The organism is Mesorhizobium sp. M0016, assembly GCF_040324035.1.
Taxonomy (GTDB): Bacteria; Pseudomonadota; Alphaproteobacteria; order Rhizobiales; family Rhizobiaceae; genus Mesorhizobium.
Map to the genome: position 1 here is coordinate 23,871 of NZ_JAMYVM010000007.1, position 21,653 is coordinate 45,523.

Below are 21,653 nucleotides of genomic sequence, written 5' to 3' on the forward strand. Positions count from 1 at the left end.
CAGAGCGTCGAGCGCTGGCCCTTCATCTTGTCCAAGGCTGGACTTGCAAGGGGGCCGACAACGCCACATCTTGCTTCTTATGAGCGACAAGAAGCAGCGCGTGCCCGCAAGGGCCAGTCCTGCGCCGGTCAAGCCTCAATCCAATGCCGGCGAGATCGACGCCTTTATCCGTCAGGCCCGGACGCTTGTCGCGACCGGCACGGGCCGGCTGATCCTTGCCCTCGACGCAACGATGAGCCGCCAGCCGACCTGGGATGTCGCCGCCAAGCTGCAGGGCGAGATGTTCGACGCCGTTGGCAAGGCCGGCACCCTCAGTGTCCAATTGGCCTATTTTCGCGGGTTGGGCGAGTGCCGCTCGTCGGCTTTTGTCGCCGACACCAATGCCCTGAAGCAGCTGATGACGCGGATCGACTGCCGTGCCGGCCACACCCAGATCGGCAAGGTGCTGGCGCATGCGCTGAAGGAAACGGCGGCGGCCAAGGTCAATGCTCTGGTCTATATCGGCGACGCCATGGAAGAGGATATCGACGACCTGGCGCAGAAGGCCGGCAGCCTCGGTCTGCACGGCGTTCCCGTCTTCGTCTTCCAGGAAGGCCATGATCCCGGCGCAGAAAAGGCGTTCAAGGAGATTGCGCGGCTGTCCAAAGGGGCTTGGTTCCGATTTGATCGGCGGGCTGCCGCGACCTTGGCCGGGCTGCTTTCGGCGGTTGCCGTCTATGCGACCGGCGGATTGAAGGCGCTCGAGGCAAGGGACAGGCCGGGAGACCGGCTGCTGATCGAGCATCTCAGGGGCGGCGGGAATTGATGGGCGCTATCATTGCACTTGTTGCACTGTTTCTGGTGCTGCTCGGCGCGGCGACGATCTTTGTCCGTGCCGATGCGCAAAAACTGGCAAGCGGCATGCGCACGCTCGGGCCGGTGCTTCTGGCGCTGGTTGGCCTTGCCGTGCTGGTGGTCGGGCGCGAAGGCATTGCCGGCCTCATCCTGGCCGCGGCCCTTGCCTGGTACGGGTCGATGCGAATGAAGCGGCCGTCGGTCGGGCCGGCGCCCGGCAAGCGCTCAACGGTGCGGACCGCCGCACTGGAAATGGAGCTTGATCACGATACGGGCGGGCTTGAAGGCCTGGTTCTGGCCGGCCGCCATGAAGGCAAGATGCTGGGCGCGATGGGCCTGGCCGAGCTGCAGCAGCTTTACCGCGAACTCCCCGGCGACCCGGAGAGCCGCCAGCTCCTAGAGACGTATCTTGACGGCCGTTTTCCCGTCTGGCGCAACGACGCTGAGGCGAACGGTGGCGAAGGGCTGGGTGTTGCGCCAGGTGCGGGCGCCATGACTAAGGAGGAGGCCTACAAGATCCTTGGTCTTGAAGCGGGGGCCGCCGCGGCGGATGTCCGCAAGGCGCACCGCCGCCTGATGCAGCGCCTGCACCCCGACATCGGCGGCACGTCTTTCCTGGCGGCGCGGATCAACGAAGCCAAGGACGTCTTGCTCTCCAATCACAACTAGTCTCCTTCGACGCAGTAAATTTCCGGGAGATGGTTCCGACGCCGCCCTACTGTTGGACGGCGTAGCAGGCGATTTTCTTTTTCTTCAGGGCATTGCAGGCATTCCAGGCCGCATCCTTCGAGCGGAAGCCGCCGAACCGGGCACGGTAATAGGTCTCGCCATCCTTTTCGAAGGCGACGGTGAAACCGGAAGCAGCCCCAAGAACTTTGGGCGCCAGCTTGGCGGTCTTGTCGAGGAAAGCCTGGGCTTCGGACTGCTTGGGCGACGACGCCACCTGCACCGCCCAACCAGCCGGCACCGAGGCCGTGTTGACCGGGTCGACCGCCTGTGGGGATACAGGCGTGGGTTCGGCATAGGCAGCCACAATCTGCGCAGTTTCGACCTTCGGCGCCGTCACGATGACGGTCTTGACCTTCCTGGTCTTGACGACGGGGGCGGGCTCTTCGACCGCGGCCACCGTCTGTTCGTCGGCAGACTGGCCTTCAGCAGACTGCTCGTCAGCGGATGTCGGATCGTCATTGGACGCCACGGCATCGTCTTCAACGATCGGCTTGCCATCCGGCGTCGGCGCGTCATGCTTGGGCAGGAAGACCTTGGCCAGCGCCTTGACCGGATTGTCGCCGCCGGCCTTGGCGACCAGGGCGCCGCCGCCGCGGGTCGATGCGCGCGGCATGTAGGCGTTGATCATGCCGGCCATCTGGTTGTCGCGGCTGCGCCCCGAAGTGCCGCCCATGACGACGGCGACGAGGCGGCGGTTGCCATCCGAAACCGACGAGACGAGGTTGAAGCCGGAGGCGCGGGTATAGCCGGTCTTGATGCCGTCGACGCCCTTGATGCGGCCGAGCAGACGGTTGTGGCCATTGATGCGCTGGCGGCCGTAAAGGAAGGAGCGCTGCGAGAAATAGCCGTAATACTGCGGATAATGTTCCCTGAGCGCTATGCCAAGCATCGCCATGTCGTGGGCGGTTGTGAACTGGCCGGGATCGGGCAGGCCGTTGGCATTGCGAAACACGGTGCCGTCCATGCCGAGCGCGCGCGCCTTAGCGGTCATCATGCGGGCGAAATTGCTTTCGCTGCCGCCGAGCAGTTCGCCGAGCGCGGTCGCCGAATCATTGGCCGACTTGGTCACCATCGACAGGATGGCGGTCTCGACCGAAACCGCTCCGCCCGCCTTGACGCCGAGCTTGGTCGGCGGTTCGGCCGCCGCTTTGGCCGAGAACGGCACGGGCGTGTTCCTGCTGATCCGGCCATTCGCCATGGCCTCGAAGGTCAGATAGAGCGTCATCATCTTGGTCAGCGACGCCGGGTAGCGCCGGCCGTTGGCATCGGACGAATAAAGCACCTTGCCGGTCTTGGCGTCGACGACGATCGCCGAAGACCTGGCGGCCATCGAGGACGCGGCATCCGCAACGACAAATGACATCGCCAAAGCGAGGATCATGATCGTTTTGAGGGAAGATGCGGATTTTGAACCGAAGACCGACAACGCCTGACGCACTGATAGTTCCTTTGAAACTCATTGCCCTGGAGGCGGCAAAGGGATCCGACCTCACTTGTTGTCAAACTATCGCAGCCAGCGTTACCAATCCGTTTATGGTAACCGGCGCGTTCACCATTTTCCTCGGGCTTGAGCCTTTCTTTATTCGAATTTTAGCTGATGCCGGCGCAGCGCGGCCTGATGCCGCTGAAATCTTGACTTTTGTGCAGCGCACAATATATTCTCGTGCATTGCACAACCGCGCTCAGGCAAGGGCGCTTCAAAACGCCAAGGGAAACGTCAAATGACCCAGACCTACGAGGACTTCTCGAAATACGGCAAGGAGTTTGCCGATACCGGATTGAAGAGCTTCACCTCGCTCTCCAAGGGCGCGCAGGCGATCGCCACTGAAGCTGGCGAATACACCAAGAAGAGCTTCGAAGCCGGCAGCGCCGCGGTCGAAAAGCTGTTCTCCGCCAAGTCGCTGGAAAAGGCGGTCGAGATCCAGTCCGACTTCGCCAAGCAGAGCTATGAGAGCTTCGTTGCCGAGGCGACCAAGTTCGGCGATCTCTATGCCGATCTCGCCAAGGAGGCTTACAAGCCCTTCGAATCGATTGTCGCCAAGGCGAAGTAATTTCGCTCGAGAATACCAGGCACGGCCTTTCGGGCTTGCAAAACAGACCCGGTCGCGGATGCGCGGCCGGGTTTTTTCATGCCGGTTTCAATTCCGGGGCTTTGGCGGTTCACGATTTTGAAAATCGCCTCGGTTTGCCCACCTAGCCATATTGTCAGCTAACAAGAAGGGCTTAAAATCGTCCATCGAACACCTACATATCGAACTCGCCATGGGGATTCGAAAGAGGCAGGATTACGTGACTTCAGGTTTGACTGCCACAACAAGCGTGGTGCGGATGCAAAGTGACGGCGACGGCAATGAGGCCGGTCGCGGCACAGCCGTCATTACGCGCACGAAGACCAAGACCAAGAAGCCCAGCCTTTACAGGGTCCTCATCCTCAACGACGACTATACGCCCATGGAGTTCGTGGTTCACGTCCTGGAGCGCTTTTTTCAAAAGGACCGCGAAGCCGCCACACGCATCATGCTTCATGTTCACAATCATGGGGTGGGCGAGTGCGGGGTCTATACATTCGAGGTGGCCGAGACCAAAGTGTCTCAGGTCATGGATTTCGCCCGACAGAATCAGCATCCGCTGCAATGCGTGATGGAGAAGAAGTGAGGTAACATGCCGGCTTTCTCCCAAGGCCTGGAAAAGGCGCTTCACCAGGCGCTGACGCTCGCCAATGAGCGGCACCATGAATATGCAACCCTAGAACATCTGCTGCTCGCCCTCATCGACGACACCGAGGCGGCCGCCGTTATGCGCGCCTGCAACGTCGATCTGGACGAGCTGAAGCACACCGTTCTGACCTATATCGACACCGAACTCGACAATCTGGTCACCGGTTACGATGAGGATTCCAAGCCGACCGCCGGCTTCCAGCGCGTCATCCAGCGCGCCGTGATCCATGTACAGTCATCCGGCCGCGAGGAAGTGTCCGGCGCCAACGTGCTCGTCGCCATCTTTGCCGAGCGCGAGAGCCATGCCGCTTATTTCCTGCAGGAACAGCAGATGACCCGCTACGACGCGGTCAACTACATCTCGCACGGCATCGCCAAGCGCCCCGGCGCATCGGAGACGCGCTCGCCGCGCGGCGCCGATGACGAGCAGGGCGGCCAGAACGGCGCCGAGCCGCAGGAGGAAGGCGGCAAGAAGAAGCAGCAGCAGGATGCGCTGACGGCTTATTGCGTCAACCTCAACAACAAGGCCAAGGCCGGCAAGATCGATCCGCTGATCGGCCGCGAGAGCGAAATCAACCGCACCATCCAGGTGCTGTGCCGCCGCTCTAAGAACAACCCGCTCTATGTCGGCGATCCCGGCGTCGGGAAGACGGCGATTGCCGAAGGTCTGGCCAAGCGCATCGTCGAAGGCGACGTGCCCGAAGTGCTGCAGGACGCCACCATCTTCGCGCTCGACATGGGCACGCTTCTGGCCGGCACCCGCTACCGTGGCGATTTCGAAGAGCGGCTGAAGCAGGTTGTCAAGGAGCTAGAGGATTATCCCGGCGCCGTGCTGTTCATCGACGAGATCCACACGGTGATCGGGGCCGGCGCCACGTCAGGCGGCGCGATGGATGCGTCGAACCTGTTGAAGCCGGCGCTGTCTTCGGGTGCCATCCGCTGCATCGGCTCGACCACTTACAAGGAATTCCGCCAGTTCTTCGAGAAGGACCGCGCTCTGGTGCGGCGCTTCCAGAAGATCGACGTCAACGAGCCGACCATCGAGGACGCCATCGAGATCATGAAGGGCCTCAAGCCCTATTATGAGGAATTCCACAAGGTGAAGTTCACCAACGAGGCGATCAAGGCTTCGGTGGAACTGTCGGCCCGCTACATCAACGACCGCAAGCTGCCGGACAAGGCGATCGACGTGATCGACGAGACCGGCGCCTCGCAGATGCTGGTGCCGGAATCCAAGCGCAAGAAGACGATCGGCATCAAGGAGATCGAAGCCACGATCGCCACGATGGCCCGCATCCCGCCGAAGACGGTTTCGGCCGACGACGAGAAGGTGCTGCAAGGCCTCGACATCGAGCTGAAGCGCGTCGTCTATGGCCAGGACACCGCCATCACCGCGCTGACCTCGGCAATCAAGCTGGCGCGTGCCGGCCTGCGCGAACCGGAAAAGCCGATCGGCTCCTACCTGTTCTCAGGCCCGACCGGCGTCGGCAAGACCGAAGTCGCCAAGCAGTTGGCTGCCTCGCTCGGCGTCGAGCTGATCCGCTTCGACATGTCGGAATATATGGAACGCCACACCGTTTCGCGGTTGATCGGCGCGCCTCCCGGCTATGTCGGCTTCGACCAGGGCGGTCTGCTCACCGACGGCGTCGACCAGCATCCGCACTGCGTGCTCTTGCTGGATGAGGTCGAGAAGGCGCATCCGGACCTGTTCAACATCCTGTTGCAGGTCATGGACCACGGCAAGCTGACCGACCACAACGGCAAGCAGATCGACTTCCGCAATGTCATCCTTATCATGACCACCAATGCGGGCGCATCCGATGCGCAGCGCGCGGCGATCGGTTTCGGATCGACCAAGCGCGAAGGCGACGATGTCGAGGCCATCAACCGGTTGTTCACGCCGGAGTTCCGCAACCGTCTCGATGCGATCATCCCGTTCGGCTCGCTGCCGGTGCCGGTCATCCATCAGGTGGTGCAGAAGTTCGTCATGCAGCTCGAGGCCCAGCTCTCCGAGCGGGGCGTCACCTTCGACCTGTCGTCCGACGCGATCGCCTGGCTGGCCGACAAGGGCTATGATGAGCGCATGGGTGCGCGGCCGCTCGGCCGGGTCATCCAGGAGCACATCAAGAAGCCGTTGGCCGACGAGGTGCTGTTCGGCAAGCTCAAGAAGGGCGGCACGGTGCGCGTCACAGTCGAGAAGAAGGAAACCGGCGAAACCGGCCTGAAGCTCGAATCACTGGCCGACGAAGCCCCGGTGCAGCCGAAGCAGGAGCCGGAAGAGGCGCCGAAAGCCCGCAAGGCGGTGGCCAAGAAGCCCGTCGCCAAGAAGGCGGTGGCGCAGAAGCCTCAGCCCAAGGGCAAGGACGAGCCCGAGCCGAAGGGCAAGGATGGCGGCAAGCGCAGCCTGGTGCCGCAACTGCCGCGCAAGAGCTAAAAAGTTCGCCAATGAAAAAAGGGCCCGGTGACGGGGCCTTTTTTCATGGCTGGCCGGTTTGCCGACACAGCGCCCCTGCTTTTCAGGTCAGATGTTGTTAGGTCAGGCGGCGACGCCCTCGGGTGCAAACTTGCCCAGGAAGAACCCGCACGCCTTCCAGATGGCGATCGAAATCAGAACGCTCGCATAGCCATCCACGGCATAATGCCAGCCAAGGACGACCGAGCCGACCATGATGATTGCGGCGAATGCCCACATCAAAAGGCCGGCCAACCGTGAGCGGCGTGTTGCATAAAGCGCGAAAAGCACCGCCATCGCCACATGCATGGACGGGAAGGCGGATATGCCGAGACTGCCTGGCGTCGCCCCGATATAGCCGCTCCACACAATGTCCTGCGCAAGGTGAAAAAAGCTGCCGAGTGCGAAGGCGCAGCCACCGATCCAGAAAGCGAAAAGAAGGTATTGGGCATAGTCTTCCAGCACGCCGAAATCCGGCATGTTTCCGGTGCGCAGGCCGACCGCGGCTGCCAAAAGCAGGGCAGCGATGGCCATCGCCTGCAGCAGGCGGTGTCGCCGGTACGCGTCCGCCAAGGTGCGCAGAAAGGCCCGCCCGGCAGCTGCTTCTACCAACGGCTCTGATGTCGCAACCGAATGTTCCGCGATTTTGAAACCCAAACGCATCCCGGTACGGCGCGCGTTATCACGGGTGGTTTGATATTTTCCTAACCGACGCAGTGGATTGTGGCTGAGCGCATCGCCGTGAGGCGCGCGCCCCCTCAACCGTTCAGCGCTGCCCGGATCCTGGCCGCGTTCTCAGTCAGCACTTCGGGCTTCTCCATCTGCCCCGTATGCGGCTTGAGCGCGATGCCTTCGAACCGCGGGATGACATGGACATGCAGGTGGTAGACGGTCTGGCCGGAGGCCGGTTCGTTGAACTGCAGGATCGTGACCCCGTCAGCGCCGAAAGCCTTTTTGACCGCCAGCGACACCTTTTGGACCGTGGTGAACAGCCGGCCGAGCGTCGCCGGATCTGCATCGAGCAGATTGCGCGACGGTGCTTTGGGCACCACCAGCGTGTGACCGGGGCCTTGCGGCATCACATCCATGAAGGCGACCACGGCATCATCCTCGTAGACGCGGTGCGACGGGATTTCGCCGCGCAGGATCTTCGCGAAGATATTGCTGGGGTCGTAGGCCTCGGTCATGGCGGCGCTCCGGGAGTATGCTCCCGGTGTAGCGAAGCTGTCCCGGACCGGCAAGATGGTCCGGCGATATCGACAGGCGAGGGCAGGGGCGGATCGCTATTCCTCAAGATCCTTGCGGAACGGCGTATGCTCTTCCAGGATTTCGCCCATCCGCTCGACCTCGCGGCGTTCCCGCCGGAGATAGTCGGCCACAGCATTGCGCAGGCCGGGATGTGCGATGTAGTGCGCCGAATGCATGGTCACGGGACGATAGCCGCGCGCCAGCTTGTGCTCACCCTGCGCGCCGGCCTCGACCACCTTCAGCTTACGCTCGATGGCGAAGTCGATGGCCTGATGGTAGCAAACTTCGAAATGCAGGAACGGGTGGTCCTCGATGCAGCCCCAATTGCGGCCGTAGAGCGCATCGGAGCCGATGAAGTTGATGGCGCCGGCGACATAGCGGCCATTGCGCTTGGCCATTACCAACAGGATATCCTGGGACATGCGCTCGCCGATCAGCGAGAAGAACTTGCGGTTGAGATAGGGCCGGCCCCATTTGCGGCTGCCGGTGTCCATATAGAAGGCGAAGAAATCGTCCCAGGCCCTTTCGGTCAGGTCCTTGCCGGTCAGCCGGTCGATCGAGATATCGTTGGCGAGCGCCTCGCGCCGCTCCTTCTTCATCGCCTTGCGCTTGCGCGATGCCAGCGTAGCGAGGAAATCGTCATAGGTCGAAAAGCCTTCGTTGAAGAAGTGGAACTGCTGGTCGGTGCGGTGCAGGAAGCCGGCTGCTTCCAGCGTTGCAACGTCGCTTTCACTGGCGAAGGTGACATGCGCGGACGACACGCCGAGCTTTTCCGTCACCGCCTTCAGGCCCGCTGCGAGACCGGCCTTCACAATGGCGCTGTCCTCGCCTTTGCTGACCAGCAGGCGAGGGCCGGTGACCGGAGAGAACGGCACGGCGCATTGCAGTTTCGGATAGTAGTTGCCGCCGGCGCGTTCGAACGCATCCGACCAGCCGTGGTCGAAGACATATTCGCCCTGGCTGTGCGATTTGAGATAGCAGGGCACGGCGCCCAGCAATCTGCCTTGGGCATTTTCCAGTCTGAGATGATGACCTTGCCAGCCGGTACGCCGCACGGCGCAGCCGGAATCTTCAAGCGCGCTCAGAAAAGCATATGAAACGAGAGGGTTATAGCCATTTTCTGTGTCGCTGCGGGTTGTGCCGGTAAAGCCGTTCCACTCGTCGCAGGTGAAGGCATTGATGCCGGCGGCAACGCGGATGGAAAACTCCGCATTCGCCGTTTGCCCGTCACCTTCATCACCCTGATCCATGGGGCTTATTTAAGCTCTGTCGGGGCCGCTACAAGTCACGTTTCAGGCACTTCCATCAGGCGACATTGACCAGATCGGGTTCGAACCCTTCGAACGTCATCTGGTCGGCGTATTTGAAGGTGAGATCCACCGCCGGCTGGTCATGCACCGTCCAGGTGATGACAGGCATTTTAAGCCTTTCGCGCACGAAGCTGACGAACGGGTTCGGCAGATCGCCCGCGGCATAGGAGGTGAAGGCGAGGTCATGTGCCAGCATGGCAAAATGCGCCTCGATCAATTGGTTGTCCCTGCCATAGGCGGTCAGCCCACCCGGAATGCCAGGCGCATCCCTGGGGAAATCGCGGACCAGCCAGTGGTCGAACGACATGATCGCCGCCTTGCCCTTGTAGCGCTCCAGCATCTTGCCGACGCTTGCCACCAGGCCCTCGTCGTAACCGGGCACGCCCTTCAGTTCGACCACCAAAGGCACGCGGCCGTCGACCAGGTCGAGCACCTCCTGAAGTGAAGGCACATGGTCCTTGGTGCCGCCGATCCTGAGCGCCGCCAGTTCCGCTGCCGTGCGCTGCCAGACAAAGCCGTCCTGGCCGGTCAACCGCCTGAGATCGCCGTCATGAATGATGACGGGGACGCGGTCGGACGACAAATGCACGTCGCATTCGATCGCATAGCCGCGCTCGGCGGCAGCAGCGAAGGCCGACAGCGTGTTTTCCCAGCGCGTCTTGTTCATGTCGTGAAAGCCGCGATGCGCCACCGGGCGGGCGGTCAGCCAGGAAAGGTCGGTCATTGTCTTGGTCCTGCTCATGCGACCTCGAAGACGGCTTCGATTTCCACTGCGGCATTAAGCGGCAGACAGGCGGTGCCGACGGCGGAGCGGGCATGCTTGCCGCGCTCGCCAAGGGCCGCGACCAGGAAATCGGAGGCGCCATTGGCGACCAGATGCTGCTCGACGAAATCCGGCACTGATGCAACAAAGACGGTGATCTTGACCAGCCGCTGGATTTTTTCGAGATCGCCAAGTGCTGCTTTTGCCTGCGCCAAGATGTTGATTGCACAGTACTTTGCGCCTTCCTTGCCGGTTGCCGTGTCGACGTCGCGGCCGAGCAGGCCGCTTGCCTGCAGCTTGCCGTCCTTGAGCGGCAACTGCCCGGCGGTGAACAAAAGATTGCCGGACCTGCAATAGGGCACATAGTTCGCGGCGGGCGCTGCGGCGGCAGGTATCGTCACGCCGAGATCGCTTAGCCGCTTTTCGATTGTTTCACTCATCGTATTTCCCTATTGCTTGGAGACGCCGCGCTGGCCGGGCCGAAATTGCTATTTTTGCCTCGCTTCCGCCACGACTTTTTTTAAGCTGGACCATCCTTACCTGCGGCCTGCCATCAGCTGCGACGATCGGAGCCCTTTATGCGCGCAACGCGCCTTGCCTTCCACGCCGTTCTCGTTCCGGTGCTGTTCTCGATGGCTCCAGCCTTTGCCGTGCCGGCGCTGCAGGCGCATCGCGCCGTCTACGATCTTACCCTCGACAAGGCGTCGGACCGCTCGGGCATCACCGGCATTTCCGGCCGCATGGTCTATGAGTTCAACGGCTCGCCCTGCGAGGGCTATACGGTAAAATTCCGTTTCGTCACCCAGATCGCCACCGGCGACAACACCAGGCTGACCGACCAGCAGACGACCACGTTCGAGGACGCCGAAGGCAAGACCTTCTCGTTCGTGACCAAATCCTTCGTCGACCAGAACCTAGACAAGGAGGTCAAGGGCACCGCCACGAAAGAGACCAAGGGCCTCAAGGTCGACATCGACAAGCCCGAGAAGAACAGCCTGGAACTCGCCGCTACTCAGTTCCCGACCCAGCATCTGGTCGAACTGATCGGCAAGGCCGAGAAGGGCGAGAATTTCTACGAAACCAGCCTGTTCGACGGTTCGGAGGATGCCAACAAGGTGATGACCACCACCGTCATCGTCGGCAAGAAGGCCGAGGGCGACAAGGCCGACCCCGAAGCGCCGGCGCTGGCCAAGCTTGCCGGCGACAAATACTGGCCGGTCGACATCGCCTATTTCGACGAGACCGACAAATCGGGCGAAGAGGTGCCGGAATACCGCATCAGCTTCAAGCTGCACGAGAACGGCATCACCCGCGACCTCACAATGGACTATGGCGAGTTCTCGATGACCGGAAAGCTGGTCAACCTCTCGCTGTTCGATCAGACCAAGCCTTGCCCGGTCTCGAAATAGCAACAATGCGGCGCTGGCACGGCAGGCTTGATGGCAGTTCCCGATGGCGGTCTATGTCGATGCGGCGATCTGGAAATGGGCCGGCCATCGCTGGTGCCACCTGATGGCCGACGATACGGACGAACTGCATCGTTTCGCCGCCGAGCTTGGTGTCAAGCGTTCGTCCTACCAGGGGCCGCCCAGGACATCGGCGCCGCACTATGACATAACCGGCTTCGAGCGCGACCGGGCGGTGCGGCTCGGCGCCATCGAATGCAGCCGCGAGGAGATCGTTTCGATCTTCAGGCGCGTACGGGTACCCAACGGAAAGGGCCGATCGTGACGCTAACGGCATTCTTGGCTTATTGCCTTGCCATCACACTTGCCGCCGCCACGCCGGGTCCGGCGATGTTCACGGTGATCACCAACGGCGTGGCAGGCGGCTTCCTGCGTGCGTTCGTCGCCGGAATGGGCATTGCCGCCGGTGATGCCGTGCTGGTCACCTTGGCACTGCTCGGGCTGGTGGCGCTGGCCCAGACCTTCGAATGGGTGTTTCTCCTGTTGAAATACGCCGGTGCGGCCTACCTGATTTTCCTCGGCATCAAAGATGTGGCGGGCCGCGGCCGCGCAATCGGCCGCGCAAGGAATCCCCCAAACCGGATTGTCGCGTTCGTTCCTGCTTGGCGCCTCCGTGGCGCTCGGCAACCCGAAGGCGATCCTGTTCCACGCCTCGATCATGCCGCTGATCCTCAACCTCGACACCATGACGTTTGCCGACAGCCTGCTGGTGGTGGCAGTCGTCGTCGGCGCCAATATTCTCACCATGGGCATCTACGCCGCGCTGGCGGGCAGGGCATCCGGCTGGTTCAGGACGCCCGAACGCATGCGGCTGATTAACCGGTTCGCCGGCAGCGCCATGATCGGCACCGGAGCGCTGATTGCCGCACGCTGAGCGATGAAGCACCTCACCGCTTGCGTTTGCAGCGCTTCCCCTCTATATGCGCGCTCATTCCACACACGGACTTTGGTGTCTGCCCGGGAGAAATCCGGCTGAAACCTCCGGTGGCGTTCGAGGACAAAGTCCAAAAATGCCTGTGTCCGTGGAGGCTAACCGGAAAAGGAACTAAGAATGGCACTGCCTGATTTCAGCATGCGCCAGCTTTTGGAAGCTGGCATTCACTTCGGCCACCAGACCCACCGCTGGAACCCGAAGATGGCGCCTTACATCTACGGCGCCCGCAACAACATCCACATCATCGACCTGTCGCAGACGGTGCCTTTGCTGCACCAGGCTCTGAAGCAGGTTTCCGACACCGTTGCCAAGGGCGGCCGCGTGCTGTTCGTCGGCACCAAGCGCCAGGCGTCCGACATCGTCGCCGACGCCGCACAGCGTTCGGCCCAATACTATGTCAACTCGCGTTGGCTCGGCGGCATGCTGACCAACTGGAAGACGATCTCGAATTCGATCCAGCGCCTGCGCAAGCTCGACGAGATGCTGGCCGGCGAAGCCCAGGGCCTGACCAAGAAGGAACGCCTGAACCTCGACCGCGAGCGCGAGAAGCTCGACAAGGCGCTCGGCGGTATCAAGGACATGGGCTCGACGCCCGACCTGATGTTCGTCATCGACACCAACAAGGAAGCGATCGCCATTCTCGAGGCCAAGCGCCTCGGCATTCCGGTCGTTGCCATCATCGATTCGAACTGCGATCCGGACAAGATCGACTTCCCGATCCCCGGTAATGACGACGCGGCGCGCGCCATCCAGCTCTATTGCGACCTGATCGCCAAGGCTGCCATCGACGGCATCGCCCGCCAGCAGGGCGCGCTCGGCGTCGACATCGGCGCCTCGGTCGAAGCTCCGGTCGAACCGGCGCTTGATCCGGCTCCGGCCCCGGCTGCGGACGCTCCGGAAGCTTGACAATCGAAGGCCGGTTGCGGCCTTTATCATTCTCATATTTGGCACGCTAGACGGACGCATCACCGAGTACCGGTGGTGCGTCGGTGCATTTAAAACAAAGAGGCGACAATGAGCATTTCGGCTGCACAGGTCAAAGAACTCCGCGACTTGACCGGCGCGGGCATGATGGACTGCAAGGCGGCGTTGACCGAGACCAACGGCAACATCGAAGAGGCCGTCGACTGGCTGCGCAAGAAGGGCATTTCCAAGGCCGACAAGAAGGCTGGCCGTACTGCCGCCGAAGGCCTGATCGGCGTCGACTCCGGCGTCCGCGAGGCCGCCATCGTCGAGGTTAACTCCGAGACCGATTTCGTGGCCCGTAACGAGCAGTTCCAGGAGATCGTTCGCAATGTCGCCAAGGTCGCGCTTGCTTATGGCACGACGGAGGCTGTCTCTGCCGCAAAGTATCCGGGTTCGGACAAGTCGGTCACTGACACCATCAAGGACGCCGTTGGCACCATTGGCGAGAACATGAGCTTCCGCCGTTCGGCCAAGCTCACCGTCCCGCACGGTGCTGTCGCAACCTACGTCCACAATGCGGTTGCCGATGGTCTTGGCAAGCTCGGCGTTCTGGTCGCGATCGAGACGACGGGCAATGAGCATGCCGCCAACGCCTTTGGCCGCCATGTCGCCATGCATGTCGCCGCCACCAACCCGCTGGCGTTGACCGCCGAGCAGATCGATCCGGCAGCGGTCGAGCGCGAGAAGGCGATCTTCGCCGACCAGGCGCGCCAGTCCGGCAAGCCGGAAGCGATCATCGAAAAGATGGTCGAAGGCCGCCTGCGCAAGTTCTACGAGGAAGTCGTGCTCCTCAAGCAGGCCTTCGTGCTCAATCCCGACATCACTGTCGAGCAGGCGCTGAAGGATGCCGAGAAGGACATCGGCGCTCCGGCCAAGATCTCCGCCTATCTGCGCTTTGCGCTGGGCGAAGGCATCGAAAAGGAAGAGACCGATTTCGCGGCGGAAGTCGCGGCGGCGGTGAAGAAGTAGTTTTAAAAATAGCCCCGAAAAGGGCTTCTCAGCTCAGGCAACTCGGCCGGGTGTCCGCAAGGATGCTCGGCCGATTTCTTGTGCGGTGTCGATGAAGGCCCTGAGCTTTGGCGCCATCGACGCCCTGCGCGGGAAGTAGAGGAAGAGGCCGGGCTCCTCGATCGCCGTTTGCGGCAGGATCTGAACGAGGCGGCCGGCGGCCAATTCCGCGCGCACCAGCGGCTCGAACACATAGATCAGCCCGACGCCGGCAAGCGCAAGGTCGATCGCGGCCAGCGAATCGGTAACGATGACCGTACCCTTCGTCTCGGCCACGACATCCTTGCCGTCCTCGGTCAGGTCCCAGCGATAGAGTGCGCCGGAGCGCACAAGCCGGTAGCCGACGCAATTGTGGTCCGAAAGATCCGTCACACCGCGCGGACGGCCATGCCGGCCGACATAGGCGGGGGAGGCGACGATCACGGCGTTGAATGGCGGCGTCAGCCGGACCGTGACCATGTCCTGTGCGATCATCTCGCCCAGCCGGATGCCGGCATCAAAACCCTCGCCGACAATGTCCACCAGCCCCTGGTCGATGAGCAATTCGATGGTCACATCAGGATAGCGTTCAGCCATCGCGGCGACCACGGGAGTGACGGCAAGTGGAACGGCGATGTTGGGAACGTTCAACCTGAGCAAGCCGGAGGGCCGGCCCTTGATGGCTCGGATGCGGTCCATCCGGTCGGCGATATCCTGGAGAGCAGGGGCTGCCGTCTCCACCAGCGCCTTGCCGGCTTCCGTCAGCGAGACGCTGCGCGTGGTGCGCGCAAACAGCGGCTGGCCGATCCGCTCCTCCACGAGGCGCACCGCATGGCTGACGGCGGATGGGGACATGCCCAGTTCGGCCGCGGCAAGCGCAAAGCCGCCGCGTCGGGCAACGGCGACGATGACAGGCAAATGACTGAGCAGATCCCGGTCCATTCATGCATGATATCGCATAGTCCTTGCAAACACTTCAATCTTCTCGATGCCGACAGGCTGACCCATATTGCCATCACCGATGCACAAAGGAGAAGAGAGATGGATGCCTTGAAACACGCTACCTTCGCCGCAGGCCTTGCCCTAGCGCCGGTCGATGCCGGCGGCGCCGAGCCGTCCGGTTGGCGCGCGCTCGCCGACGAACGCGCCGTCATCCGCATCGCCGATGCCATCGACCGTGCCGTCGATGCGCAGGACTGGAAGCTTGCCCGCTCCTATTTCGCCGACCGTGTCACCGTCGACTTCAGCAGCCTGTCAGGACAGCCTGCCGCCACCATCCCCTCCGACAATCTGATCGGTACCTGGGCCGGCAACCTCAGGGGCAGCAAGACCAGCCTGCATCTGCGCACCAATCACCAGGTGATCTTTGAGGCGGACGCGGCGACCGTCTCTTCGAACGGCTATGCCTGGAACCGGATGGAAGGCAATGGCGACCCGCTGTGGGAAGTCTGGGGCACCTACGAGCACCATCTGGTTCGCTCCGGGACCGGCTGGAAAGTCGACGGCTTCGTTTTCCGCGCCACGCATGAGCGCGGCAATCCCTGGGTCAAGATGACGCCTGGCCAGTGAGCCGGCGTCAAGAAATCAGGATAGGAAAAACACCATGACCATGAGCTATTACACACTGGGCAACAGCGGCCTGCGCGTCAGCCGGCTGGCACTGGGCACCATGACCTTTGGCACCGAATGGGGCTGGGGCGCGGACAGGGAAACCGCGCGCGCCATGGCCGACGCCTATGTCGAGGCCGGCGGCAATTTCTTCGACACCGCCGACCTCTACACCGGCGGCACAGCCGAAACCTGGCTCGGCGAATTCATCGCCGAGCGAGGCTTGCGCGACAGAGCGGTGATCGCCACGAAATTCACCTTCAACGCGGAGCCCGGCAATCCGAACGCCGGTGGCAATGGCCGCAAGAACATCTTGCGCGCCGTGGACGCCTCGCTGAAGCGGTTGGGCACTGACTATATCGACCTCTACCTCCTCCATGTCTGGGACGGGCTGACGCCGGCCGAGGAGGTCATGCGCACGATGGATGATCTCGTGCGTGCGGGCAAAATTCGCCATGTCGGCCTGTCCGATGTGCCGGCCTGGTATGCTGCCCGCGCGCAGACGATCGCCGAGTGGCGCGGCTACGAGCCGGTGTCGGCCTTGCAGCTTGAATATTCGCTGGCGGAGCGTTCGACCGAAAATGAGTTCGTGCCCTTCGGCACCCGCCATGGCGCAGGAATCATGGTGTGGAGCCCGCTGGCCAGCGGGCTGCTCAGCGGCAAGTACCGGCCGACGCAGGAAGGCCATGCCGGCCGGCTCGACGGCTTTCGCAACACCACTCATCCGGGGTTCCAGAAGTTCACCGAGCGCAACTGGGCGATCGTGGCGGAGCTCGAAAAAGTTGCCGCCGAACTCGGACGCAGCATGGCGCAGGTCGCGCTCAACTGGGTGGCAACGCAACCGGGCATCGCCACCGTGATTCTTGGCGCCACCAAGCTGGCGCAGTTGCAGGACAATCTAGCGGCGTTGGATTTCACTTTACCCGCCGAGCTTCGCGCGCGGCTGGATACGGTCAGCAGGACACCGCCGCCATTCCCGTACGCCTATTTCGGTTCCGACATACAAGCCCGGGTTACCGGCGGCGCCGTGACCGGCGACAAGCCGTTGGGTTATGCGCCGCCGCTGCTGGTCGAGGGCGACGCCGTCAGCATCACCAGCAACTGACGGGCCGCGACGGGAAGGCGGAATTGGGCGAGGGGCGCCGCGTGACATCGCGGCGCCCTTCGTGTATCGGAACTCGGCATCGCGCCAGCGGCGGCGCCCGCGCGAGGGCGGCCTGCCCAGGCTGCCACACGCAACAATGACGAGGTCCAGATGACGGCAAAGCCCCTCTATCGACGTGTCCTGCTGAAAGCGTCGGGCGAAGCGTTGATGGGCGAGCAGCATTTCGGCATCGATGTCTCGGTGGTCGACCGAATCGCCGCCGACATCGCCGAAGCCCGCGCACTTGGCATCGAGGTCGGCGTCGTCATTGGCGGCGGCAATATCTTTCGCGGCGTGGCGGTGGCATCCAAGGGCGGCGACCGCGTTACCGGCGACCACATGGGCATGCTGGCCACCGTCATCAACTCGCTGGCGCTGCGCACCTCGCTGAACAAGATCGGCGTCGACGCCGTCGTGCTGTCGGCCATAGCCATGCCCGAACTTTGCGAGAGTTTTTCCCAGCGCCAGGCCACCGCCTATATGAACCAGGGCAAGGTCGTCATTTTCGCCGGCGGCACCGGCAATCCGTTCTTCACCACCGATTCGGCCGCGGCCTTGCGCGCCGCCGAGATCGGCGCCGACGCGCTGTTCAAGGGCACCCAGGTCGACGGCGTCTATTCGGCCGATCCCAAGAAGGATCCGAATGCGACCCGCTTCGAGCGCATCAGCCATGCCGAAGTCATCAACAAGGGCCTTTCGATCATGGATACCGCCGCAATTGCACTTGCGCGCGAAAACAACATCCCGATAATCGTCTATTCGATCCACGAAAAAGGTGGTTTCGGCGATATTCTGCGGGGCGGCGGCCGTTGCACGATCGTCGCCGACGAATAATCCGGAGTATACTCTCCTAAAAAGGGATCAGTTTTCGAAAGAGGGTCCGGATATAGGCCCTAAGCAGTGAACCCGGATCAAACGGGTCGAGGAGACTAAGATGAGTGGTGAGTTCGACGACCTCAAGCGGCGCATGGATGGCGCGATCGCCGCCTTCAAGCACGATCTGGCTTCGCTGCGCACCGGCCGTGCCTCCAGCAATCTGCTCGACGCCATCCAGGTCCAGGCCTACGGCACCACCATGCCCATCAACCAGGTGGCGAACGTGTCGGTGCCGGAGCCGCGCATGATCTCGGTTTCGGTATGGGACAAGTCGATGGTCGGCGCGGTCGACCGTGCCATCAGAGAATCCAATCTCGGCTTCAATCCGATCGTCGACGGCACCAATCTCAGAATTCCGCTGCCCGAGCTCAACGAGCAGCGCCGCAAGGAACTGGTCAAGATTTCGCATGGCTACGCCGAGAACGCCCGCGTTGCGGTGCGCCATGTCCGTCGCGACGGCATGGACTTCTTGAAGAAGGCGGAAAAGGACGGCGACATCAGCGAGGACGATCAGCGCAAGCGCTCCGATCAGGTCCAGAAGCTGACCGACGAAACGATCAGCACCATCGATCACCTGCTTTCCGATAAGGAAGCTGAAATCATGCAGGTTTAGGGTCGGCCCGCACCGGCCCGAAAGCGAGACAATGGCAACGCCCGCGCATGTCGCGATCATCATGGATGGAAACGGACGCTGGGCCAAGGCGCGCGGCATGCCGCGGCTTGCCGGCCATCGCGCCGGCGTCGAAGCGCTGCGCAAGACGGTGCGCGCCGCGCCCGGTCTCGGCATTTCCTTCCTGACCGTCTACGCCTTTTCGTCGGAAAACTGGTCGCGGCCCAAGGCCGAAGTCAGCGATCTGATGGGGCTTTTGAAACTGTTCATCCGCCGCGATCTGGCCGAACTGCACCAGAACGGCGTGCGCGTCAGGATCATCGGTGACAGGGCGGGGCTGCAGCCGGACATCAGGGGCCTGCTGGAAGAGGCCGAATCGCTGACTGCGCGCAATGAATCGCTGACCTTGGTCATCGCCTTCAACTATGGCGGGCGCGACGAGATCGTGCGCACGTCACGCAAGCTCGCAGCCGCAGTGGCGCGCGGCGAGATCGACGCAGAGGCGATCACGGCAGACACTTTTGCCGGCGCCCTCGACACCGCAGGCATTCCCGATCCGGAGCTGGTCATCCGCACCAGTGGCGAGCTTCGGCTGTCGAACTTCCTTCTGTGGCAGGCAGCCTACAGCGAACTGGTTTTTCTGCCTTGCTACTGGCCTGACTTCAGCCGCGAACACCTGGCCGACGCATTGCGCGATTTTGCTGGCCGCGAGCGCCGTTTTGGCGGGCTTGCCGCTCAAGATGTCGCTGCCTCGTGATCGGCGGCGGGATGAACAATCTTCAGCTTCGCATCGTCTCGGCGCTGGTGCTGGCCGCAATAGCGCTTGGCCTGACCTGGTTGGGAGGGCTGTGGTTCCGCCTGCTTTGCGCCGGGATATCGGCGGTCATCTTCTATGAATGGGCGCGCATGTCGCGCCCCTTGGCCGGTGCGACCCTCGGCTTCATTCCCGAAGCGCTGCTTCTGGTTTTCGTCGTCGCCCTGGTTGCAGGCGTGCCGGCATCGTGGCTTCTGTCTCTTGTCCTGGCCATGGTTGTGGTCGCTGCTGTCGGCGCCCGTATGCGTGGAGCGGCGCAATGGGATGCAGCCGGTCTTGCCTACGCGGCTTTGTCCGGCTTATCGCTGGCGCTGCTGCGCGGCGGCGACCATCCCGGCCTGGTCGCAATCCTGTTTCTGTTCGCCGTGGTCTGGGCGACCGACATCTTCGCCTATTTCGTCGGCCGCTCCGTCGGTGGGCCCAAGCTCGCGCCATCTATATCCCCCGGCAAGACGCAGAGCGGCGCGCTTGGCGGCGCTGTCGGCGGCGTGGCCGCCGGCGTGCTTCTGGCTGCCGCCGCCGGGGCCGGCAATCTTGGCGTCCTCGCCATGGTTGCGCTGGTGCTGTCGATTGTTGCCCAGGCTGGCGATCTCTTCGAATCCTGGGTCAAGCGCCGCCACGGCCGCAAGGATTCAAGCGCGTTGATACCCGGGCATGGCGGTGTCATGGACAGGGTGGACGGGCTTGTCGCGGCGGCTTTTGCCCTATACGTGATCGGCTGGATTTCGGCGGGCGCCGATCATCCGGCGCAGGGGCTGTTTCCGGCTTGAGTGATATTTCACGGCGAAGAAATGGCGCACGCCACGGATTCGCCTGGATTGATGTCACAGTCGCGGCGACACCTTTTGCCGCGGGTGAATTTGAGGGCATGACTTGAACGAAATTCTTCACGCGTTTTTCAGCACGGAAGGCTTTGTCCTCGGCACGCTGGTGCCGTTTCTGTTCGTGCTGACCGTGGTCGTCTTCATTCACGAAATGGGCCATTACCTGGTCGGCCGCTGGTGCGGCATTGGCGTGAAGGCCTTTTCGATCGGCTTCGGCCCCGAACTTCTCGGCTTCAACGACAGCCACGGCACGCGCTGGAAGCTCTGCGCCATACCGCTCGGCGGTTATGTCAAATTCGTCGGCGACATGAGCGCCACGTCGAGCCAGCCGAGTTCGGAAGATCTGGAAACGCTGACTGACGCTGAACGCAAGGTCGCCTTCCACACGCAACCCATCTGGAAACGCGCCGCCACGGTGGTGGCCGGCCCGCTGTTCAACTTCCTTTTGACCATTGCCGTCTTTGCCGTGCTGTTTTCCCTCTATGGCCGCCCTGTGTTTGAGCCGATGGTGGCGGCGGTCACCGCCGGCAGTCCAGCCGCAAGGGCCGGCATTTTGCCAGGCGACCGATTCGTCGCCGTCGACGGCAGCAAGGTTGAGACCTTCGCCGACGTCCAGCGCCTAGTTTCGGGCCGCGGCGGCGACGCCATCACCTTCACCATGTTGCGCGAGGGCAAGGAGGTCACGGTCGTCGCGACGCCGGAGCCGATGGAGCAGCTGGACGCACTGGGCAACAAGGTCAAGGTGGCCGTCATCGGCGTCGTCAACAACAAGGATGTCGGCCAGCCCAGGCTGATCACCTACAGCCCTGTCGGAGCAGTCGGCGCCGCGGTCGAGGAGACGGGGCACGTCATTCAGCGCACCGGCCAGTTCCTGCAGCGATTCGTTGTCGGCCGCGAAGACAAATGCCAGCTGGGCGGCCCGATCAAGATCGCCAAGATGTCGGGGCAGGCGGCAAAGCTGGGCTTCCTATGGCTGGTGCAACTCGTCGCCGGCCTGTCGGTCGGGATCGGAATTCTGAACCTTTTGCCGATTCCCCCCCTCGACGGCGGCCATCTCCTGTTCTACGCACTCGAAGCCGTTTTCCGGCGTCCGGTATCGGAGCGGATGATGGAAATGGGATACCGGGCCGGCCTCTTTCTGGTTCTGGGATTTATGGGCTTCGTCTTCTGGAACGATCTGTTTGGGTGCTGAAATCATGAAGAAATTTGGCTTCAGCACCGGCAATGTTGAGACGCCGTTTACCATGCACGGGGGTATGCGTGACGCGAAAGCCACGCATCAGGGTTAAGTAATTACAAATTAACCAGAAGCCTTGCGTGTAGGGAAAATCCGGTTAATACGGTAGGAGAAATTACCGCACGTCCGGTTTT

Annotated in this window: 25 protein-coding genes and 1 pseudogene; 19 read left to right on the forward strand and 7 right to left on the reverse strand. The window is 62.4% G+C overall.

Annotated elements, in window-relative coordinates:
- The first annotated feature begins 79 nt into the window (after positions 1 to 79).
- Positions 80 to 805 carry a hypothetical protein gene (locus NKJ88_RS12530; protein ID WP_023712359.1) on the forward strand — a complete coding sequence of 242 codons (726 nt, stop codon included), beginning with the start codon at positions 80 to 82 and terminating at the stop codon, positions 803 to 805.
- Complete coding sequence (locus tag NKJ88_RS12535; protein WP_023730128.1) at positions 805 to 1,503, forward strand: DnaJ domain-containing protein; 699 nt, start codon at positions 805 to 807, stop codon at positions 1,501 to 1,503. The genes NKJ88_RS12530 and NKJ88_RS12535 overlap by 1 nt, the downstream gene beginning before the upstream one ends.
- A 46-nt stretch (positions 1,504 to 1,549) precedes the next feature.
- On the opposite strand, the gene NKJ88_RS12540 is transcribed toward NKJ88_RS12535, so the two are convergent.
- Positions 1,550 to 2,944, reverse strand: a complete 1,395-nt coding sequence (locus NKJ88_RS12540; RefSeq protein WP_502904746.1) for an SPOR domain-containing protein — start codon at positions 2,942 to 2,944, stop codon at positions 1,550 to 1,552.
- Between the two features lie 68 nt (positions 2,945 to 3,012).
- On the opposite strand from NKJ88_RS12540, the gene NKJ88_RS12545 reads away from it, so the two are divergent.
- From NKJ88_RS12545 to clpA, 4 genes are all read left to right on the forward strand, one after another.
- The gene (locus NKJ88_RS12545) at positions 3,013 to 3,288 is read left to right on the forward strand and encodes a hypothetical protein (RefSeq protein ID WP_155923319.1); all 276 of its coding nucleotides are present in this window, start codon (positions 3,013 to 3,015) and stop codon (positions 3,286 to 3,288) included.
- Entirely contained in the window at positions 3,285 to 3,614 is a 330-nt protein-coding gene (locus NKJ88_RS12550; RefSeq protein WP_023671011.1) for a phasin family protein, read from the forward strand. Before NKJ88_RS12545 ends, NKJ88_RS12550 begins: the two co-directional genes overlap by 4 nt.
- Positions 3,615 to 3,891: 277 nt before the next feature.
- Entirely contained in the window at positions 3,892 to 4,218 is a 327-nt protein-coding gene (gene clpS / locus NKJ88_RS12555) for an ATP-dependent Clp protease adapter ClpS (RefSeq protein ID WP_023671012.1), read from the forward strand.
- Between the two features lie 6 nt (positions 4,219 to 4,224).
- Positions 4,225 to 6,714 (forward strand): ATP-dependent Clp protease ATP-binding subunit ClpA, encoded by a 2,490-nt coding sequence (gene clpA, locus NKJ88_RS12560; protein ID WP_023824862.1) that lies wholly within the window; start codon positions 4,225 to 4,227, stop codon positions 6,712 to 6,714.
- A 102-nt stretch (positions 6,715 to 6,816) separates the two neighbouring features.
- Here the strand turns inward: clpA and NKJ88_RS12565 are convergent, their stop codons facing one another.
- The 5 genes from NKJ88_RS12565 to NKJ88_RS12585 form a co-directional block, all read right to left on the reverse strand.
- Positions 6,817 to 7,494, reverse strand: coding sequence for a phosphatase PAP2 family protein (locus NKJ88_RS12565; RefSeq protein ID WP_352444177.1), 678 nt, complete (start codon positions 7,492 to 7,494; stop codon positions 6,817 to 6,819).
- Positions 7,491 to 7,919 (reverse strand): HIT family protein, encoded by a 429-nt coding sequence (locus tag NKJ88_RS12570; RefSeq protein ID WP_023671015.1) that lies wholly within the window; start codon positions 7,917 to 7,919, stop codon positions 7,491 to 7,493. The genes NKJ88_RS12565 and NKJ88_RS12570 overlap by 4 nt, the downstream gene beginning before the upstream one ends.
- A gap of 96 nt (positions 7,920 to 8,015) precedes the next feature.
- Positions 8,016 to 9,230, reverse strand: coding sequence for a GNAT family N-acetyltransferase (locus NKJ88_RS12575; RefSeq protein WP_023693439.1), 1,215 nt, complete (start codon positions 9,228 to 9,230; stop codon positions 8,016 to 8,018).
- 55 nt (positions 9,231 to 9,285) lie between these two features.
- Positions 9,286 to 10,014, reverse strand: coding sequence for a glycerophosphodiester phosphodiesterase (locus NKJ88_RS12580; protein WP_023700734.1), 729 nt, complete (start codon positions 10,012 to 10,014; stop codon positions 9,286 to 9,288).
- A gap of 14 nt (positions 10,015 to 10,028) precedes the next feature.
- A complete protein-coding gene (locus tag NKJ88_RS12585; protein WP_023693441.1) occupies positions 10,029 to 10,493 on the reverse strand; it encodes a RidA family protein in 465 nt (154 codons plus the stop codon).
- A 138-nt stretch (positions 10,494 to 10,631) separates the two neighbouring features.
- Here NKJ88_RS12585 and NKJ88_RS12590 point away from each other — a divergent pair, with 138 nt between their 5' ends.
- From NKJ88_RS12590 to tsf, 6 genes and pseudogenes are all read left to right on the forward strand, one after another.
- Entirely contained in the window at positions 10,632 to 11,462 is an 831-nt protein-coding gene (locus NKJ88_RS12590; RefSeq protein WP_023671019.1) for a cell envelope integrity EipB family protein, read from the forward strand.
- A 43-nt stretch (positions 11,463 to 11,505) separates the two neighbouring features.
- Positions 11,506 to 11,784 carry a DUF4031 domain-containing protein gene (locus NKJ88_RS12595; protein ID WP_023824864.1) on the forward strand — a complete coding sequence of 93 codons (279 nt, stop codon included), beginning with the start codon at positions 11,506 to 11,508 and terminating at the stop codon, positions 11,782 to 11,784.
- Between the two features lie 65 nt (positions 11,785 to 11,849).
- Positions 11,850 to 11,978: pseudogene (locus NKJ88_RS12600) on the forward strand (LysE family transporter); the annotation flags it as partial.
- Positions 11,979 to 12,048: 70 nt separating this feature from the next.
- Positions 12,049 to 12,393 (forward strand): LysE family translocator, encoded by a 345-nt coding sequence (locus tag NKJ88_RS12605; protein WP_280800237.1) that lies wholly within the window; start codon positions 12,049 to 12,051, stop codon positions 12,391 to 12,393.
- A 177-nt stretch (positions 12,394 to 12,570) separates the two neighbouring features.
- Complete coding sequence (gene rpsB / locus NKJ88_RS12610) at positions 12,571 to 13,359, forward strand: 30S ribosomal protein S2 (RefSeq protein WP_023671022.1); 789 nt, start codon at positions 12,571 to 12,573, stop codon at positions 13,357 to 13,359.
- 108 nt (positions 13,360 to 13,467) lie between these two features.
- On the forward strand, positions 13,468 to 14,388 hold the full coding sequence (gene tsf, locus NKJ88_RS12615) for a translation elongation factor Ts (protein WP_023706229.1): 921 nt from the start codon (positions 13,468 to 13,470) through the stop codon (positions 14,386 to 14,388).
- Between the two features lie 33 nt (positions 14,389 to 14,421).
- On the opposite strand, the gene NKJ88_RS12620 is transcribed toward tsf, so the two are convergent.
- Entirely contained in the window at positions 14,422 to 15,348 is a 927-nt protein-coding gene (locus NKJ88_RS12620; protein ID WP_023706230.1) for a LysR substrate-binding domain-containing protein, read from the reverse strand.
- Between the two features lie 99 nt (positions 15,349 to 15,447).
- On the opposite strand from NKJ88_RS12620, the gene NKJ88_RS12625 reads away from it, so the two are divergent.
- The 7 genes from NKJ88_RS12625 (at position 15,448) to rseP (ending at position 21,474) form a co-directional block, all read left to right on the forward strand.
- Positions 15,448 to 15,975 carry a nuclear transport factor 2 family protein gene (locus NKJ88_RS12625; RefSeq protein ID WP_023671025.1) on the forward strand — a complete coding sequence of 176 codons (528 nt, stop codon included), beginning with the start codon at positions 15,448 to 15,450 and terminating at the stop codon, positions 15,973 to 15,975.
- A gap of 34 nt (positions 15,976 to 16,009) precedes the next feature.
- A complete protein-coding gene (locus NKJ88_RS12630; protein ID WP_023706231.1) occupies positions 16,010 to 17,119 on the forward strand; it encodes an aldo/keto reductase in 1,110 nt (369 codons plus the stop codon).
- A 150-nt stretch (positions 17,120 to 17,269) separates the two neighbouring features.
- Positions 17,270 to 17,992, forward strand: coding sequence for a UMP kinase (gene pyrH / locus NKJ88_RS12635; RefSeq protein ID WP_023671026.1), 723 nt, complete (start codon positions 17,270 to 17,272; stop codon positions 17,990 to 17,992).
- Positions 17,993 to 18,092: 100 nt separating this feature from the next.
- Positions 18,093 to 18,647, forward strand: coding sequence for a ribosome recycling factor (gene frr / locus NKJ88_RS12640; protein WP_023671027.1), 555 nt, complete (start codon positions 18,093 to 18,095; stop codon positions 18,645 to 18,647).
- Between the two features lie 31 nt (positions 18,648 to 18,678).
- A complete protein-coding gene (locus tag NKJ88_RS12645; RefSeq protein ID WP_031196581.1) occupies positions 18,679 to 19,401 on the forward strand; it encodes an isoprenyl transferase in 723 nt (240 codons plus the stop codon).
- Between the two features lie 11 nt (positions 19,402 to 19,412).
- The gene (locus NKJ88_RS12650) at positions 19,413 to 20,228 is read left to right on the forward strand and encodes a phosphatidate cytidylyltransferase (protein WP_352444183.1); all 816 of its coding nucleotides are present in this window, start codon (positions 19,413 to 19,415) and stop codon (positions 20,226 to 20,228) included.
- A gap of 103 nt (positions 20,229 to 20,331) precedes the next feature.
- Positions 20,332 to 21,474, forward strand: coding sequence for an RIP metalloprotease RseP (gene rseP / locus NKJ88_RS12655; RefSeq protein WP_023684693.1), 1,143 nt, complete (start codon positions 20,332 to 20,334; stop codon positions 21,472 to 21,474).
- Positions 21,475 to 21,653 lie beyond the last annotated feature (179 nt).